The sequence below is a fragment of the uncultured Albimonas sp. genome (assembly GCF_963977235.1).
Taxonomy (GTDB): Bacteria; Pseudomonadota; Alphaproteobacteria; order Rhodobacterales; family Rhodobacteraceae; genus Albimonas.
Genome location: NZ_CAXBOD010000033.1, coordinates 1 through 16,336 on the forward strand (window position 1 = coordinate 1; position 16,336 = coordinate 16,336).

Here is a 16,336-nt window from a genome sequence, read left to right on the forward strand (position 1 = left end):
ACGGGGGCGCCGGACCCGCGCGGGCGACGGGCCGGGACGCCTCGCGACCGGCGCCGCGGGCGGATCGAGCTCATTCGCCCATCACCACGAAGCGCGGGCGCAGGGCGTCGTCGGGGCAGATCGGCGCCTCGACCCGGTCGGAGGTCGCCCAGGCGATCACCTGGTGGTGGAGCGGGGCGTAGGGCGCCTGGTCGCGCACGATCTCCCAGGCCTCGGCGATCATCGCGTCGCGACGGGCGAGGTCGGTCTCGGTCGCCATCGCCGCCACCAGCTCGTTCAGGCGCAGGTTGTCGAAACCCGTGGCGTTCCAGGCGCCCCCGGCCTCGACCAGGTAGTCGAGCACGAAGGCGCTGTCCAAGGTCGGCGTGCCCCAGCCCAGCATGTAGAAATCGGTCTCGCGGTTCTGGATCCGGGGGAAGTGGCGGGTGCGCGGCTGCAGGTCGAGCGTGACCTCGATCCCCACGCGCGCCAGCATCGGGACCAGCGCCTGGCAGATCTCCTCGTCGTTGTTGTAGCGGTCGTTGGGGCAGTCGAGCCGGACCGAGAAGCCCTGCGCATAGCCGGCCTCGGCCAGCAGGGCGCGGGCGCGCTCGGGGTCGAACGGATAGGGGGCGTCGATATCGGGCGTGACGCCGTGCACGCCGGGGGGGGTCAGCAGGCCGGTGGGATAGCTCAGCCCCTCCATCACGTGGTCGCGGATCGCGAACCGGTCGATGGCGTGGTTGATCGCCAGGCGCACGCGCCGGTCGCCGAACGGGTTGCGCCCGACGACGTCCGAGCTGCGCAGCTCGGCCGAGGCCTGATCCATGCCCAGGAAGATGGTGCGGATCTGCGGCGCGCTGGTCACCTTCATGCCCTGCGCCGCGCGGATCCGCGCGAGGTCCTGCAGCGGCGGATCGAGCACCAGGTCCACGTCCCCCGCCAGCAGCGCGGCCACGCGGGTCGCGGGGTTGCGCATCGGGCGATACTCGATCCGCGCGAGGTTGCCGGGGAACAGGCCCCTGCCCCACCAGGCCTCGTGCGCGGTCAGCACCGTCAGCTCGTCGGGGCGTCGCTCCTCCAGCGCGAAGGGGCCGGTGCCGTTGGCCTGGCGGACGGCCGGCGTCTCCTGGCTGGCGGCGTAGTCCTGGGGGACGGCGGCGCCGATCGCCTCGGCCCAGCCGCTGTCCATGATGAAGACGTTGGTCAGCTGGTTGGGCAGGATCGGGTTGGGCCCCGAGGTGCGCAGGATCACGGTCAGGGGGTCGGGCGTCTCGACCTCGACGATCGAGGAGAGCTGCTCGCGCCAGTCCGAGCTCGGCGCCATCGCCCGGCGGATCGAGAAGGCGACGTCCTGCGCCTCGAAGCTCTCGCCGCCATGGAAGCTCACGCCCTCGCGCAGGCGGAAGCGCCAGCCGCCCTCAACCGGCTCCCATTGCGTGGCGAGTTCGGGCTGCAGGGTCATCGCGGGGTCGCGGGTGACCAGCGCCTCGTAGATCATGCCGGTCAGGGCGATCGTCGGCCCCTCGTTCTGGGCATGGGGGTCGAGGGTCAGGGCGTCGGCCTGGGAGCTCCAGCGCAGCGTCTGGGCGCTGGCCGGCGCGCCGAGCAGGCAGAGAGCCAGGATCGCGGCAAGGCTCCCGGCGGCGGCGCGGCGGGCGAGCGGGAACGGCATGGACCCCTCCTGGCGCGCCGGCGGGGATCTCCGCGAGGACGGGGGCGGGGACCCTCGTCGCGCGGACCGGCGCTTGAGACCGGCACGGTAGCCTGAACGCGCCTTCAGACTCAAGGCAGTGCGCCGGGCCGCGCCGGCTCCGAGGATGACCCGACCGCCGTGGCCGGGCAAGCGTCTCGACGCCTGTCGGGCGGCTGGGGCAACGCCGGGGCGAGGGGGGTTCGGCGGCCGGGTCCCGGCTGGCGGGGTCCCTGCTGGCGGCGTTTCGGCGGCGGGCTCCAGGGTTGCGGGCGGGCGGCGCGGCGTCGGCGCCCCTTGGCGACTCGGCGCGATTGGGCGACATGCGCCGGCGATGTCTGCCTGTGCTCCCCCTCCCGCCGCCGCGGCGCGCGCGTCATGCTGATCGAGGCGCTGACCGGCGCCCTGATCGGCGTGCTGTTCGCGGCCGGGTTCCTCGGCATCGTGCGGCTGGGACTGGACCGCCTGAACCAGGGGCTGGCGAGCTCGGCGGGGCTGGCGCTGCTGGTGGTCTGCTGTCTGGTGTTCGACGGCTGGATCCTGACCGCCATCCCCGGCTTCGCGCTGGGCGCGGCGGCGATGCTGGCGATCCGCTCGGCGCTGCGCTGAGAGCTCAGCGGCCCTTCCGGCGCGCCTCTTGCCGCTCGATCATCTTGGCGACCCGCAGGAAGCGGGCGAAGGCGATCGCGACCGAGAACACGAAGCCGTTCCATCCCCCCAGCACATGGCCACGCGCGAGCCAGGATTTCAGGAACACGAACGGCCCCTCGACCAGCAGCCGCAGGCGCAGCTTCCACAAGGCGCGGGGCCTGGCCGCCTGCGCCTGGAAGGAGGAGTAGGCGTTCTCCTTGGCCACCAGCCCGTGCCAGTCGAGGAAGGGGAAGTGGAAGATCGGCGCGCGCAGGCGACGCACCGGACCCTCGGTCTCGACTCTGTCGAACAGCGGATGGTCGCGGTAGCGCCCCACGCCCCGGTGATAGAGACGCACCACCGCGTAGTCGTTGGCCAGCGGCCGCGGCCGCTCGGCCCCCGGATAGACGTTGAGGATGCGGATCACATAGGCCCCGGGCGCAGGGTCGGCGGCGAGCGTGGCGCGGATCTCCTCGGCGAGCTCGGGCGTGACCACCTCGTCGGCGTCCACGTTCAGCAGCCAGTCGTGGCGGCACTGATCCTCCGCGAAGCGCTTCTGGGCGCCGTAGCCGGTCCAGTCGCGATGATGCGCCTCCGCCCCCGCGGCCTTCGCGATCTCCACCGTCGCGTCGGTCGAACCGCTGTCGACCACCACCACCTGATCCGCCAGCCCCTGCAGCGCGGCGAGCGTGCGCGGCAGACGGGCGGCCTCGTTCTTGACGATCAGGAAGGCGGAGAGGGGCGAGGTCACCGGGGCGGCATCCAGACCTGAAGGAGGAACATCGGCGGCGCGCCCGACCATAGGCCGCGGCGCCGGGCGTCGAAAGCCCCCCGGCGAACCGGCCGACCGACAAACAGTGGACGCCGCAGAAGATATTCACCTAGATGACAATCAGAGCAATTGAACGGAATCGTCTATGAAGACCCTGATCTTCGCTGCCGCCGCCGCGTCGCTGGCAGCGCCCGCCCTCGCCCTCCCCGTCCAGTGGGAGGTCGCCGACGGCGGCAACGGCCACTGGTACGAACTGGTGGAAAGCTCCCAGGTGTGGAGCGGGGCTCGGGACCTCGCGGCGGGCATGACCCATCTCGGGATGACCGGCTACCTTGCGACCATCACCTCGCAGGAGGAGCAGGATTTCCTCAGCGCCGAGGTCAACCCCGACGGCCTCGAGGCGTTCCTCGGCGGCTCGGACGCCGAGGTCGAGGGCGAATGGCGCTGGGTCGCGGGGCCCGAGGCGGGGACCCTGTTCTGGGTCGGCGCAGCCGCCGGCACGGCCTTCGGCTTCGAGGACTGGCATTCGGGCGAGCCCAACGACTCGACGGGCGAGGACAACCTCCTGGGCTGGTCCTTCGACTCCAACGACTGGATGGACTTGCGCTCCGACGCCGTGCGCGGCGCCTATCTGGTGGAATACAGCGGCGCCTCGCCCGTGCCGATCCCCGCCGCGGGCGGGCTGCTGGCCGCGGGCGTCGGCGCGCTGAGCCTGCTGCGCCGCCGCCGGCGCGCCTGACCTGCGGCCGTCGCGACGGTCGCGTCGCGGCGGCTCCACAGGACGCCCCGGCCGCTCGACGCCCCTCGCGCCGGCCGCTCCGTCCGGCGCGGAGCGCCTGGGCGGCGTTCCGCCGGAAACGCCTCCGAATTCGCAAGCATCCGCTGCAATTCCCCGACGCGCGGAGCCCGACGTTACGTCGAGCGCATTGTCGCGGTGCAGCATTTCGACCGTTGAGTTGTTGCTTTCCGCGCCTTGCCGGTTCAGAAGGCGCGCGGAACCGGCCCTGACCGTATGACCGCCGATCGAAGCGAGAAGCCGACAACATGACCACCGCGAACACCGCTCCCATCCCCGAGCTCTATGTTTCCTACGACAGCGCCGCGAAGCTGAAGCTGGAGGCGGGCGAGCTGCCGTCCTGGGACCTCACCGCGCGCCAGGTTTGCGACCTCGAGCTGCTGATGAACGGTGGCTTCAACCCGCTCAAGGGGTTCCTGACCGAGGCCGACTACGACGGCGTCGTCGAGAACATGCGCATGGCCGACGGCACGCTGTGGCCGATCCCGATCACGCTCGATGTCAACGAGAAGTTCGCTGACAAGGTTGCGCCCGGCCAGGACATCGCGCTGCGCGACGCCGAGGGCGTGATCCTCGCGATCATGTCGGTCACCGACAAGTGGGTCCCCAACAAGTCGCGCGAGGCCGAGAAGGTCTTCGGCGCCGACGACAAGGCCCACCCCGCGGTCAGCTACCTGCATGACACCGCCGGCAACGTCTACCTCGGCGGCCCGATCACCGGCATCCAGCAGCCGGTGCACTACGATTACCGCTCGCGCCGCGACACGCCCAACGAGATGCGCGCCTACTTCCGCAAGATGGGCTGGCGCAAGATCGTCGCCTTCCAGACGCGCAACCCCCTGCACCGCGCCCACCAGGAGCTGACCTTCCGCGCCGCGAAGGAGGCCCAGGCCAACCTGCTGATCCACCCCGTCGTGGGCATGACCAAGCCGGGCGACGTCGACCACTTCACCCGCGTGCGCTGCTACGAGGCGGTGCTCGACAAGTACCCCCAGGCGACCACCCACCTGTCGCTGCTGCCGCTGGCCATGCGCATGGCCGGCCCCCGCGAGGCGGTGTGGCACGGCCTGATCCGCCGCAACCACGGCGTCACCCACTTCATCGTGGGCCGCGACCACGCGGGCCCCGGCAAGAACTCGGCCGGCGAGGACTTCTACGGTCCCTACGACGCGCAGGAGCTGTTCCGCACGCACGAGGCCGAGATCGGCGTGACCATGGTCGACTTCAAGCACATGGTCTACGTGCAGGAGCGCGCCCAGTACGAGCCCGCCGACGAGATCGAGGAGGGCGTGACCGTCCTCAACATCTCGGGCACCGAGCTGCGTCGCCGCCTCCAGGAAGGCCTCGACATCCCCGAGTGGTTCTCCTTCCCCGAGGTGGTCAAGGAGCTGCGCCGCACCCGTCCGCCGCGGGCCCAGCAGGGCTTCACGGTGTTCCTGACCGGCCTCTCGGGCTCGGGCAAGTCGACGATCGCGAACGCGCTGATGGTCAAGCTGATGGAGCTGGGCGGCCGCCCGGTGACGCTGCTGGACGGCGACGTGGTGCGCAAGCACCTGTCCTCGGAGCTGGGCTTCTCCAAGGAGCACCGCGACATCAACATCAAGCGGATCGGCTACGTCGCCTCCGAGATCACCAAGAACGGCGGCATCGCCCTCTGCGCCCCGATCGCGCCCTACACGGCCACCCGTCGCGCCGTGCGCGAGATGATCGAGGCCTACGGCGCCTTCGTCGAGGTGCACGTCGCCACCAGCCTGGAAGAGTGCGAGCGGCGCGACCGCAAGGGCCTCTACAAGCTGGCGCGCGAGGGGAAGATCAAGGAGTTCACCGGCATCTCCGACCCCTACGAGGCGCCCGAGACCCCCGAGCTGCGGCTCGAGACCGAAGGCACCGACGTCGACAACTGCGCCCAGACCGTGCTGCTGAAGCTGGAGCAGATGGGCCTGATCGGCTGATCCCGGCGCTTCGTCTGACTGATTTCGGGGGGCGGTCCGCAGATGCGGGCCGCCCCCTTCGCTTTCGCCGCAGTCGCCGCGCCTGCGCGACGCTTTGCCCGCAGGCGCGCCGTGCCGTTCCGGGCCGGCCAATTCACTCTGTTGCACGCAGAATGGGGCCGCGAACTCGCCCGGCTTAAGACTTTGCCAATGCAACTCGCCTCTAACTCCCCCCATTCGCCGGAGGCCTTGCCCTGAGGTCGGCCGGCAGGGCCTGGGATGGAGCGGAGCGTGACCACCGAGCGGATGCAGCCGCTGCCTGCGGCGTCGGCCTCGACCTCGGCGTCGGGGACGCCCGGGACCGCCACGTCCCCGGCCCCGCCCGACCTCGCGGCGATCTCTCAACGCGCCCGTCGCGCGCTGGCCGAGGCCGAGCGGCGCGGCCTGCCCCCCGAACCCCGCGTTTTCGAAGTGTTCTACGTCTTTGTCGGCGCCGAGGACGCCCGCCTGGTCGGCGCCGTCGAGGCGCTGCTGCCCGAGGGTGGCGGCGCCAATCTCGACGCGCTCGAGCGGATTCACGAGGCGCACCTGTCACTGGACGGTCAGGCGGAGCGGTTCCTCGACGTCGGCCGGCAGGTGGAGCTCGAGCTCGCGCTGCTCTCCGAATCGCTCGCGCGTCGCTCGGCCACCAACGACGCCTTCCAGTACGACCTGACGCGCGCCCGCGACGGCATGTCGATTCTCGCGCGCCCCGGCACGGTGAAGCAGACGATCCGCGACCTGATCGACCTGACCGGCCGCCACGCCCAGCAGATCGAGGGGCATGACGCCGAGCTCGCCGCCGCCCGCTCCCAGATCTCGGACCTGCAGGATGAACTGCTCGAGCTGCGCGAGAGCGCGTTCCTCGACCACCTCACCGGGCTGGCCAACCGCCGGCGCTTCGACTCCGCGCTCGAGCTTGCGGTCCACGAGGGGCATGAGCGGGGACCGCTGAGCCTGGTGATCTGCGACCTGGACCATTTCAAGCGGATCAACGACGGGTTCGGCCATGCGGTCGGCGACTCGGTCCTCAAGCAGTTCGCCCGACTGCTGCGCCAGAACGTGCAGGGCAAGGACACCGCCGCCCGTTTCGGCGGCGAGGAGTTCGCGCTGATCCTGCCCCGGACCGAGCGGCTGGGCGCCCGCCACGTGGCCGAGCGGGTGCGCCAGGAGCTTGCGGCCCGCGCCTTCGTCGTCTCCGGCTCGCGCAAGCGCCTGGGGACGGTCACCGCCTCGCTGGGCGTGGCCGAATGGCGGCGCGGGGAGACTGGCGCGGACCTGATCGCCCGCGCCGACGCCGCCCTCTACAAGGCCAAGAACTCCGGGCGAAACCGCGTGATCGTGGCCGATTGAGCGAAGCTGGCGACGCGTCGCCGGCCGCGGAGCGGGGCCGCGGGTCCGTCGGCCGGACACGGCGCGTTCTCCGCCCCCCGCCGCGGCCGCGAGGCCGGACCCCGTCCCCCATCGGAGACCTGGCGGACAGGAGCCGGCCAGGATCTGCCGAGGCCCCTCCCCGAAAAACCTCAGCCGATGGTGGCGAGCGCGGGGAACGTCTCCAGCAGCCAGAAGGCCAGTGTCTCGAAGGCGCCGGTCATCATCAGCACGCCGACCCCCACCAGCAGCGCGCCCATCGCCATCTCGACCCGGCCGAGGTGCCGACGGAAGCCGCGCATCCAGCGCATGAACGGGCGCACGAAGGCCGCGGCCAGGATGAAGGGCACGCCCAGGCCCAGGGCGTAGACCGCGAGCATGCCCACGCCCTCGCCGATGGTCTCGCGCTGGGCGGCGAGGAACAGGATCGAGCCCAGCACCGGCCCGATGCACGGCGTCCAGCCGAAGGCGAAGGCGAGGCCGATCACGTAGGCCCCCGCGAAGGTGCCCGCCGAGCCGCCGGCGTCAAAGCGCGCCTCCTGCATCAGGAGGGGGATCCGCTCGGCCCCCGAGAGGCGCAGGGCCGCCGCCAGCAGGGCCAGCGCGACCAGCGCCGGCCAGTGGGCCTGCGCCTGTTCGACCAGGTTCTCCCCCCCGCCCGACAGCGCCAGAAGGGCCGCGAGCGCGATCGCGATCGCGACCGTCACGGGCGCGCGGCGAAAGCCGATGAAGTGCTGGCCCAGCAGATAGATGACAAAGCCCGCGACGATGCCGAACTCGTAGCGCCAAGCCTGCAAGGTCTGGCCCACCAGGCTCGCGCCCGCGCCAAGCGCCACGAACACCGTCGCCAGCCCCGCCACGAAGAACAGCGAGGAGACGAACACCCGCCGCGCCAGCGCGGCGTCGGGCTCCTCCTCTCCGGTCAGCTTGTCGAGGGTCGAGCCGGCCATGAACGCAAGATAGGGCGGCGCCAGGGGCAGCACGCAGGGCGACAGGAAGCTGAGGAGGCCGCCGAAGAAGGCGGCGAGCAGTCCGATGTCGGTCATGCGGCGCGCGGGGCTCCCTGTGCCGGATTTCGTCTGGGGGCGGGCGAGAGGTCTTCTGAACCCTCGCGCCCGGCGCGTCGACCGGGCGCCGCGTCGCCCCCGCTCAATTTGCCGTGTCGCCCGGGGAGGCGTCGGTCGCCTCGGGCGGAGCGGCCGGCCCGCTCGCCTCACCCGCAGGGGGGGATCCGCCGGTCCCCGGCGAGGTCGAAGCGTCGCCGGTTTCGGGGGCAGCAGGCGCATCGCCCGCTTCGGGGGAGACCGCGGGATCGCTCGCCTCCGGCGCCGGCGCCTCGGCGGGCGGCGCGCCGCCCGGCGCCCCCTCTGGCCCGGCGGCGGGCGTCGGCGACGCCGCCTCGCCCGGGCGAGCGTCGGGGTCCGGTTCATCGGGGTCAGGTTCGTCGGGGTTCGGGCCGTCGGGCGAAGGCTCGTTCTCCGGCGCCGCGTCGGCGGCTCCGTCGGGCCTCGTCGGGTCGGCGACGGGCGAAGCGTCCTCGCCGTCGAGGGTCGCAAGATAGGCCACCACGTCCTCGACCTCCTGCGCCGACAGCCAGGGCTGGCGCAGCGCGGGGGTCAGCGCCGCCTGGGCGAGCGAGACGTTGTGGTAGGCCGGCATCCGCGAGGCCTCGCGCGCGATGCGCGGGTTGATCACGCTCAGGCGCAGCTCGCCGATCTCGCGGCGCGCGGCGACGCCGGCGAGGTCTGGTCCCTGCGGCAACGGCAGCAGCGCCGCGGCGGCCGCGACCGCGTCGGGATCTTCGCCGGAGGGATCGGCGGAGTCGTCGCCTGCGGTTTCCTCGGACTGCGCCTCCGGATCGGGGCGGGCGGGCGGCGGGGCCGCGATCTCGGGCGCGAGGCGGCTGTTGGACTCCGCTACCGGCTCGGCGTTCGGCTCCAGCCCGTCGGCGGAGGGGTCGTCGAGGGCGGGGGGCAGCTCGGGCTCGGGCTCGGGCGTCGGCGCGCGCTCGGCCAGCACGTGGGGCACGAAGATCGCCCGCGGCAGGCCCGGCGCGGCGTGGCAGGCGCTGCACCCGCCCAGCGCCGGATCCGCATAGATCGCCCGGCCGCGGGCGGCCTCCCCGACCGCGCCGCCCAGAGGGCGCGGGACCGAGCGGCCGTCGAGCACCGTGTAGGCGTGTGGTTGCGGCCGGGGGTCGCGTTCGGCGGGGGCGGAGGCGCCAGCCTCGGGATCGGCGCTCTCCTGCCCGCCCGCCGGCGCCGCGCCCCAGGCAAGCAGCGCGATGAGCGAGACCGCCGACAGCCGCAGGACGGCTGGCGAGCGCGGGGAGGGGCGGCGGACAGGCGGAAAGGGCGTCATGGCGTCGAGGGCTGGTCTCGGGCCCCGGACCCTAGGGTCGCGGCCTCGGCGGCGCAAGCGCGGGCGGCGACTTGCCCCGGCCGGCGCGGGAGGCTAGCCGTGGGGCCAGCCCCGGAGCCCGCCCGATGACCCGCCCCCCTCGATCCCAGCCAGACCCCGCTCGCGCCGCCGCCTCCGGGACCGGCCCCGTGGCCGACGTCGAAGTCGACGCGATCGGGCTGATCTGCCCCCTGCCCGTTCTGAAGGCGCGCAAGCGCCTTGCGGGGCTGTCGGGCGGGGCGGTGCTGGCGATCGTCGCCGACGATCCGATGGCCGCGATCGACCTGCCGCACTTCTGCGCCGAGGCGGGGCACGCCCTGCTCTCGGCCGAGCCGGCGCCCGGCGGCGGGCGTCGCTTCGTGATCCGCAAGGGCGACTGAGCCCGGCGCCTCGGCTGCCCCCGGCCCGTCCTCGCGGCGGGGGCGGCGCGCCTCCACCTTCCGGAAACCGTTTTTCCCAACCGTCCGCCAACCGGTTTTGCACATCTGCGCCTAACCGATTTTCACAACGACCAAGTAACCACCCCTCGTTACGGGCCATAAACTCTGGCCATCAAACCTTTGATCACCAGTATACCCTTTATCAGCAAATAAAAATCCGACTTAACCAGCCCGCTTCACTTAGCGAATACTCGCGTTCGCCTATCCCTTCTCGCGGGGAATGTTCCCCGGCTTCCAGGGGTGGGGGCGAGAATGGGCGCGAAGATCACAGGCCGGACTCTGTTCGGCGGCAATGGCTCGCAGACGCTTCAGGGCGGCGAGGGCGACGACACCATCTACGGAGACGGGCGCGAGGCCGGCGGCTTCGAACTGCGGACCGAGGACCGCGACGGCGGCGCCCAGGCCAAGGGGCCGGGCGAGATCGCCATGGTCACGGTGAACGGCAAGGTCCACGCCTATGCCGCCGCCTCCGGGCGCGGCGCGGGCGGGGCCCAGGCCTGGACCGTCGAGGGCGAGGAGACGGGTCTGCGCCAGGTCTGGTCGCAGGACGCCATGTGGTACGGGACGCAGGACATGCTGACCGGCGCGCCGGCCATCGCCTCGATCGACTTCGGCGGCCAGACCTGCCTGATCACCGCGGGCATCGGCGTCAGCCTGGCGCGGCTCGACGCCTCGGGCGCGCCGGTGCTGCTCTCCAGCCTCGACTGGGACTGGGGCAACGGCCTGCTGCGTCCCGGCGCCCTCGTCCCCTTCGAGATCGGCGGCGAGCTGCGCATCCTGGTCGCCGGCGGCGAGGAGGGCGGGGTCACCGTGCTGCGCTACCGCGCCGGGGCGCTCGAGGTGGCCCAGCGCACCGAAGACACCGGCCGGCTCGAGGTCGGCGACGTCTCGGCGATGGAGATCGCGACGGTGAACGGCCAGCGCTACGCGGTGATCGCGGCGCGCGACGAGAGCGAGGTCTCGGTCTGGCGCTTCGGCGGCGCCAACCCCGAGCGGGCGACCCTGCGCCGCGCCGGCGACGGCGAGAGCCGCTTCGACCTGACCGACGTCGAGGACCTCGAGATCGTCCACCAGGGCGGCGAGGCCTATGTCTACGCCGCGGGCCCCGCCAAGCTCGTCATCTATCGGCTGACCGGCTCGGGCGACCTGGTGCGCGTCGGCTCGGCCGAGGGCGCGCTGGCGCTGGAGACGGCCGAGCTCGACGGGCGCACCCTGATGTTCGCCGCCGACGAGGACCGCGTCCGCGTCTACGAGATCGCCGGGAACGGCCGCCTGGACCTGGTCGAGACCTACAAGGCCGGCTGGGGCGCCGAGATCACCGACCTCGCCGCGACCACCCAGGGCGACCAGGTGCTGCTGATGGCCTCCCGCTCGGACGCCAACGGCCACGACCTGCTCAGCTTCGGCGCGCCGGGCGACGACCTGATCGAGGCCGGCGGGGGCGACGACTCGGTGCGCGGCGGCGGCGGCGACGACCGCATCTACGGCGGCGAGGGCGACGACCGGATTCTGGGCGAGGACGGCGCGGACTTCATCAGCGGCGACGCCGGCGTCGACGCGATCGGCGGCGGCAATGGCGCCGACGCGCTCCATGGCGGCGAGGGCAACGACCGGATCTACGGCGGCGAGGGCGACGACACCGCCCGCGGCGACGCCGGCAACGACCGGATCGAGGGCGGCGAGGGGGCCGACAGTCTGAATGGCGGCCTGGGCGACGACAGCCTCGCGGGCGGCGCGGGGAACGACCGGATCTTCTGCGAGAGCGGCAACGATGTCGCCAACGGCGACGCGGGCGTCGACGCGATCGCCGGCGGCGAGGGCGACGACCGTCTCTACGGCGGCGAGGGCAACGACGTCGTCGCCGGCGACGAGGGGGCCGACCTGATCGAGGGCGGCGCGGGCCACGACAGCCTGCGCGGCGGCGAGGGCGAGGACCGCATCCTGGCCGGCGAGGGCGACGATTTCGCCCGCGGCGACGCCGGCGCCGACGTGATCGAGGGCGGCGCGGGGAACGACGTGCTCGAGGGCGGCGGGGGCCTCGACTCGCTGCTGGGCGGCGAGGGCGACGACGTTCTCTCGCTCGAGGGCGCCGAGGCCGGCCGCATGTGGGGCGGCGCGGGCGCCGACAGGCTGGTCGGCGCCGCGGGCAAGGACTGGCTGTGGGGCGAGGACGACGCCGACATCCTGTTCGGCGGCGCCGGCGCCGACGAGCTGCGCGGGGGCGCGGGCAAGGACCGGCTCGACGCCGGCGCGGACACGGACAAGCTGTGGGGCGAGGGCGGCGGCGACGCCCTGGCCGGCGGCGCGGGCAAGGACAAGCTCTATGGCGGCGCCGGCGGCGACACGCTCGCGGGCGGCGAGGACGCCGACAAGCTGTGGGGCGGCAAGGGCAAGGACGTGTTCGTCTTCGCCAAGGGCGGGGGCAAGGACAAGGTGATGGATTTCGCCGGCCAGGACCGCCTGCACTTCGAGGACGTGGCCCGCTTCAAGCAGCTCGACATCTCGGGGCGCAAGGGCGACGCGATCATCAAGCACGACGGCGGGATCGTGAAGCTCGACGACGTCGACCACCGGGATCTCGACGCCGGCGACTTCCTGTTCGGCTGATCTCTGCGCCCGGCTCCAGGCCCAAACGGGCCGGCCCTCACCCCTGCTTGCGGAACCGGGCGCAGGGATCCTCGCGACCAGGCGCGGGCGCGATCACGGCGAGGTCGTAGGGAAGACCGCCGTCCGCCCGCCGCCAGGGCGCAAGCGCCGCGGCGACGTCGCCGGGCGCGTCGGGCGACCACTCGGCCTGCAGGATCGAGAGGACCCGCAGTTCGGGCGCGGCGAAGGTCAGGACGAAGGGCGCGCCACGGTCGCGGCGCGCGTGGCCGTTGCCGGTGACCAGCATCGCGCGCGCCGGGCCGGCCGACGCCCCCGCCCCCGCACCTGCCCCTTGCCGCGCGCGCAGCAGCGCCTGGGCGAAGCGGGCGTCGCGCAGGCGCTGGGCCTCGACCATCGGGGCCAGCATCTCGGCGGGCAGCGCCCCGCAGTGGGAGGCGTCGAGCTCGGCCTCGAGCGCCCCCTGCTCGCCGGCCGGCAGCGGCGCGTCGAGCCCGTAGCGCGCGGCGTCCGCGCCGAAGGCCGCCGCCGCGCCCTCGGTCATCGCCTGGCGCAGGTCGGCGCGAGGAACGCCTCCGCCTGTGACCTGCGCCTGGGGCACCGCCTCGATCACCCCGTGCCAGGGGGCGTAGTCGTCCCAGTCCGCGGCTGCGCGCAGGCTTTCGGTCTCCGGCGCGGCGCGCGTCTCGGGATCCGGCGCTGCGGCGCGCAGTTCGGCCAGCGCGGGTTCCGCGGCCTGCGGAACCATCTCCAGCGCCAGCGCCCGGATCCCCAGCGTCCGGGCCAGCACCACCTGCAATTCCTGGTGGCTGGGGTTGTCATGCACCTCGCCGACCACCAGCAGATCGGCCTCGCGGGCACGGGCGGCCAGCGCCGGCAGGCCGTCCAGCGCGCGGCCCGAGGGCAGCTCGACCACCCGCGTCCCTTCGGGCAGGCGCGCGTCGGAGGGCGCATCGGGGCCCGCGCAGGCCGCCAGAAGCGCCAGCCCGGCTGCGGCGAGCCCCGCGCGCAGGCCGCGGCGCGGCGCGCGGGGAACCGGGGAGCGGGCGGAGGCGGGGCGCGGCCGGAACAAGGTCATGTCGCCGAGCCTAGCGTCGCGGCGCCGGCGGGCAAGCGCAGGATCGCCCGCGCGCCCCCCGCGACCGCCGATCTCCGCCGCGCCGCCCGGCGCCGGGGCCGGCGCCGCGCCCCCTGCCCCTGCGGCGCCTGTCGCCCCGCCGCCTCGCTTGCCCTCTCCCGGCCGTGATGCGCGTCTGCGCGGCATGGCGGCGCGGGACGGAGCGCGATAGAACGAAGCAAGTCCTCGTCGCGAACGCCCGACGCAAAGGAGCCGAGCGCATGCCGCGACTTGCCGCCATTCCCGGTGTCGCCTCCATCCTGTCAGTCCGCCCTCGCCTGAGCGCGCTGGCCGCCCTTGCCGCCGGGGCGCTCGTCGCCGGCTGCGCGCTGACCACCGATCAGCTCTACTCCCAGGCGCTCGAGCGCTATGCCGCCGCCGGCCTGATGCGCACCGAGTACGATCCCGCCGACGCCCCGTTCACCAACGCCGACCTCGCCCGTGACTTCGAGCGGATCGCCTTCCACATGGAGTTCGAGGAGGGCGAGGATCTGGTGCAGAACTCGACCCCCGTGACGCTGGTCAAGTGGGACGGCCCGGTGCGCTGGCAGCTGACCGGCGACGGCGCCACGCCCCAGGACTTCGCCGCCTACCGCGACTACACCGGCCGCCTGTCGCGGCTGACCGGCCTCGACTTCATCGAGACCGACGTCGAGCCCGACATCCTGGTGATGATCGCCACCCCCATCCTGCGCGCCGCCTTCGTCGAGAAGATCGACGCCGACGGCTCGGGCGCGCGGATGCCGCTGATGCGCGAATGGGCGCGCAACGACCTCTATCCCTGCGTCGGCCAGGTCGGCCGCTCGCGCGAGGGGGGCAAGTGGCGCAACAAGGCCACCATCGTGATCAAGTCCGAGACCAAGGGCGTGCTGCGCGACAGCTGCATCCACGAGGAGATGGCCCAGACCCTGGGCCTGCTGAACGACGACGGCGACTCGCGCCCCTCGATCTTCAACGACGATCAGGAGTTCGCGCTGCTGACCCGGCATGACGAGCTTCTGCTGCAGATCCTCTACGATCCGCGGCTGAAGGCGGGCATGTCGGCCGCGCAGGGGATGCCGATCGTGCGCCGGATCATCGACGAGATCGGACCGGGCCCGAGGCTGGAGGGCGCCTCGGGATGAGGGCGGCGCTGCGACCGGCGACGGCCGCGGGGCTGGCGCTGCTGGCGGCCGGATGCGCGCGACCCTCGGCCCAGGAGCATTTCGCCGCGCTGCAGTCCTCGCTGCTGGCCAAGGGCGGTCTGCGCACCGAGATCGCGCCCGCCGACGCCCCCTACGACCGCGCCGACCTCGAGCGGAACTTCCGCCTGGTGGCGTTCCGGACCGAGTTTCCCGCCCCCGGCGACATCATCGACGAGCGGCCGCTGACCAAGTGGCGCGGTGCGCTGACCTGGCGGATGCTGGGCGAGGAGCGTCCCTCGGACCGCGCCCGGATGCAGGCGCTGGGCGCGCGCATCGCCGAGGCGACCGGCCTCGAGGTGCGCGAGGCCCAGGGCGAGGAGGTCGCCCGGATGCTGATCATGTATCTCGGCCCCGAGTCGCGGCCCCGGATGCGGGCGGCGCTGGGGGCGCGGTTCTCCGACGACTCGCTGCAGATGTTCGACCTGTGGGCCTCGCGGCTGTGGGTGGTCTGCTACGCCACGACCTTCCAGGGCGGAGACGGCAAGTGGACCTCGGGCGCGATGATCGGGATCCGCGACGAGCTGCCCGACCTGCTGCGCGACTCCTGCCTCGACGAGGAGGTGGCCCAGGCGATGGGCCTGCCCAACGACGACGACTCGGTGCGGCCCTCGATCTTCAACGACGACGAGGAGTTCGCCTTCATGACCGAGCATGACGCGGACCTCTTGCGCATCCTCTACGACCCCCGCCTGAAGCCCGGCATGACCGAGGCCGAGGCCGCGCCCATTGTGCGCCGCATCGTGCAGGAGATGACCGAGGTCCCCGCCCGCCTGCCCGCGCGCGCAGGCCGGCCGGCCGCGACGCGGTCCGGCGGGCCGGCCCGCGCCCTGCCCTCCGGCCGGCCGCCCGACCCGCTCGCCCCGCACCGGGCCGAGACCGAGCGCGGCGTGATCGCGCCCGCCTCCTGAGGCGCGGCGCAGGCGGGCGTCTCAGTCCTCGGGTTCGGTGGTGAAGCGCAGCGGGAAGCCGTTGGCGCGCCCGGCGTCGTTGGCGTCGGCGGACTTGGTCTCGGCGACCTCGCGGGTGTAGACGGCGACCACGCAGACGCCCCTCTGATGCGCGGTGATCATCACCCGCCAGGCCTGGTCCTCGGTCAGGCGGAACACGCTTTTCAGCACCGCGGTGACGAACTCGCGCGGGGTGAAATCGTCGTTCAGCAGGATCACTTTCCAGAGGCGCGGTCGCTGCGCCCTGGGTTTGACCTTCGCCTCGAGATCTGAGTCGGCGGTCCCGCTCATGGGCCCCTCCCGTGACCTGTCCCGGGCATCGGCCCGGGGGTCCCAATCCGGCCGCAGGGACCGACCCGCCAAACGTGGCACGCCGCGCGGGCGGCGTCCATGCCCCAGCGCTCCGCCGGGGCCCGTGCGCGCGCTGCGGGCC

14 protein-coding genes are annotated in these 16,336 nt (G+C 73.2%); 8 read left to right on the forward strand and 6 right to left on the reverse strand.

The features are described from left to right. Positions 1-70: 70 nt before the first annotated feature. Positions 71-1,654 carry an ABC transporter substrate-binding protein gene (locus tag AAC134_RS14890; RefSeq protein ID WP_339949897.1) on the reverse strand — a complete coding sequence of 528 codons (1,584 nt, stop codon included), beginning with the start codon at positions 1,652-1,654 and terminating at the stop codon, positions 71-73. Positions 1,655-2,050: 396 nt separating this feature from the next. Here AAC134_RS14890 and AAC134_RS14895 point away from each other — a divergent pair, with 396 nt between their 5' ends. Further along, on the forward strand, positions 2,051-2,281 hold the full coding sequence (locus tag AAC134_RS14895; RefSeq protein WP_339949898.1) for a hypothetical protein: 231 nt from the start codon (positions 2,051-2,053) through the stop codon (positions 2,279-2,281). Between the two features lie 4 nt (positions 2,282-2,285). Here AAC134_RS14895 and AAC134_RS14900 read toward each other — a convergent pair whose 3' ends face one another. Continuing rightward, positions 2,286-3,053, reverse strand: coding sequence for a glycosyltransferase family 2 protein (locus tag AAC134_RS14900; RefSeq protein WP_339949899.1), 768 nt, complete (start codon positions 3,051-3,053; stop codon positions 2,286-2,288). 166 nt (positions 3,054-3,219) lie between these two features. On the opposite strand from AAC134_RS14900, the gene AAC134_RS14905 reads away from it, so the two are divergent. From AAC134_RS14905 to AAC134_RS14915, 3 genes are all read left to right on the forward strand, one after another. After that, complete coding sequence (locus AAC134_RS14905) at positions 3,220-3,813, forward strand: VPLPA-CTERM sorting domain-containing protein (protein WP_339949900.1); 594 nt, start codon at positions 3,220-3,222, stop codon at positions 3,811-3,813. A gap of 305 nt (positions 3,814-4,118) precedes the next feature. Then, positions 4,119-5,822, forward strand: coding sequence for a bifunctional sulfate adenylyltransferase/adenylylsulfate kinase (locus AAC134_RS14910; RefSeq protein ID WP_339949901.1), 1,704 nt, complete (start codon positions 4,119-4,121; stop codon positions 5,820-5,822). Between the two features lie 270 nt (positions 5,823-6,092). Continuing rightward, entirely contained in the window at positions 6,093-7,193 is a 1,101-nt protein-coding gene (locus AAC134_RS14915) for a GGDEF domain-containing protein (RefSeq protein ID WP_339949902.1), read from the forward strand. A 170-nt stretch (positions 7,194-7,363) separates the two neighbouring features. Here the strand turns inward: AAC134_RS14915 and AAC134_RS14920 are convergent, their stop codons facing one another. Together AAC134_RS14920 and AAC134_RS14925 are read right to left on the reverse strand one after the other, a co-directional pair. Further along, positions 7,364-8,257 (reverse strand): cytochrome c biogenesis protein CcdA, encoded by an 894-nt coding sequence (locus AAC134_RS14920; protein ID WP_339949903.1) that lies wholly within the window; start codon positions 8,255-8,257, stop codon positions 7,364-7,366. A 103-nt stretch (positions 8,258-8,360) separates the two neighbouring features. Then, positions 8,361-9,572, reverse strand: coding sequence for a hypothetical protein (locus AAC134_RS14925; RefSeq protein ID WP_339949904.1), 1,212 nt, complete (start codon positions 9,570-9,572; stop codon positions 8,361-8,363). 188 nt (positions 9,573-9,760) lie between these two features. On the opposite strand from AAC134_RS14925, the gene AAC134_RS14930 reads away from it, so the two are divergent. Continuing rightward, on the forward strand, positions 9,761-9,991 hold the full coding sequence (locus AAC134_RS14930) for a sulfurtransferase TusA family protein (RefSeq protein ID WP_339949905.1): 231 nt from the start codon (positions 9,761-9,763) through the stop codon (positions 9,989-9,991). Positions 9,992-10,303: 312 nt separating this feature from the next. Then, on the forward strand, positions 10,304-12,658 hold the full coding sequence (locus AAC134_RS14935; protein ID WP_339949906.1) for a calcium-binding protein: 2,355 nt from the start codon (positions 10,304-10,306) through the stop codon (positions 12,656-12,658). A 37-nt stretch (positions 12,659-12,695) separates the two neighbouring features. Here the strand turns inward: AAC134_RS14935 and AAC134_RS14940 are convergent, their stop codons facing one another. Next, on the reverse strand, positions 12,696-13,733 hold the full coding sequence (locus tag AAC134_RS14940; RefSeq protein WP_339949907.1) for a ChaN family lipoprotein: 1,038 nt from the start codon (positions 13,731-13,733) through the stop codon (positions 12,696-12,698). Positions 13,734-13,993: 260 nt separating this feature from the next. Here AAC134_RS14940 and AAC134_RS14945 point away from each other — a divergent pair, with 260 nt between their 5' ends. Next, positions 13,994-14,896, forward strand: coding sequence for a DUF2927 domain-containing protein (locus tag AAC134_RS14945; protein ID WP_339949908.1), 903 nt, complete (start codon positions 13,994-13,996; stop codon positions 14,894-14,896). Then, positions 14,893-15,864: a DUF2927 domain-containing protein gene (locus AAC134_RS14950; protein WP_339949909.1), complete on the forward strand. Its 972-nt coding sequence runs from the start codon at positions 14,893-14,895 to the stop codon at positions 15,862-15,864. The genes AAC134_RS14945 and AAC134_RS14950 overlap by 4 nt, the downstream gene beginning before the upstream one ends. Before the next feature lie 21 nt (positions 15,865-15,885). On the opposite strand, the gene clpS is transcribed toward AAC134_RS14950, so the two are convergent. Beyond that, a complete protein-coding gene (gene clpS, locus AAC134_RS14955; protein WP_339949910.1) occupies positions 15,886-16,194 on the reverse strand; it encodes an ATP-dependent Clp protease adapter ClpS in 309 nt (102 codons plus the stop codon). Between the last annotated feature and the right edge of the window lie 142 nt (positions 16,195-16,336).

Excerpts from the sequence above, each read along its gene's own strand:
- AAC134_RS14890 (WP_339949897.1), bottom strand. The coding sequence starts at position 1,654 with ATGCCGTTCCCGCTCGCCCGCCGCGCCGCCGCCGGGAGCCTTGCCGCG.
- AAC134_RS14895 (WP_339949898.1), top strand. The coding sequence starts at position 2,051 with ATGCTGATCGAGGCGCTGACCGGCGCCCTGATCGGCGTGCTGTTCGCG.
- AAC134_RS14905 (WP_339949900.1), top strand. The coding sequence starts at position 3,220 with ATGAAGACCCTGATCTTCGCTGCCGCCGCCGCGTCGCTGGCAGCGCCC.
- AAC134_RS14910 (WP_339949901.1), top strand. The coding sequence starts at position 4,119 with ATGACCACCGCGAACACCGCTCCCATCCCCGAGCTCTATGTTTCCTAC.
- AAC134_RS14920 (WP_339949903.1), bottom strand. The coding sequence starts at position 8,257 with ATGACCGACATCGGACTGCTCGCCGCCTTCTTCGGCGGCCTCCTCAGC.
- AAC134_RS14925 (WP_339949904.1), bottom strand. The coding sequence starts at position 9,572 with ATGACGCCCTTTCCGCCTGTCCGCCGCCCCTCCCCGCGCTCGCCAGCC.
- AAC134_RS14935 (WP_339949906.1), top strand. The coding sequence starts at position 10,304 with ATGGGCGCGAAGATCACAGGCCGGACTCTGTTCGGCGGCAATGGCTCG.
- AAC134_RS14940 (WP_339949907.1), bottom strand. The coding sequence starts at position 13,733 with ATGACCTTGTTCCGGCCGCGCCCCGCCTCCGCCCGCTCCCCGGTTCCC.
- AAC134_RS14945 (WP_339949908.1), top strand. The coding sequence starts at position 13,994 with ATGCCGCGACTTGCCGCCATTCCCGGTGTCGCCTCCATCCTGTCAGTC.
- AAC134_RS14950 (WP_339949909.1), top strand. The coding sequence starts at position 14,893 with ATGAGGGCGGCGCTGCGACCGGCGACGGCCGCGGGGCTGGCGCTGCTG.
- clpS (WP_339949910.1), bottom strand. The coding sequence starts at position 16,194 with ATGAGCGGGACCGCCGACTCAGATCTCGAGGCGAAGGTCAAACCCAGG.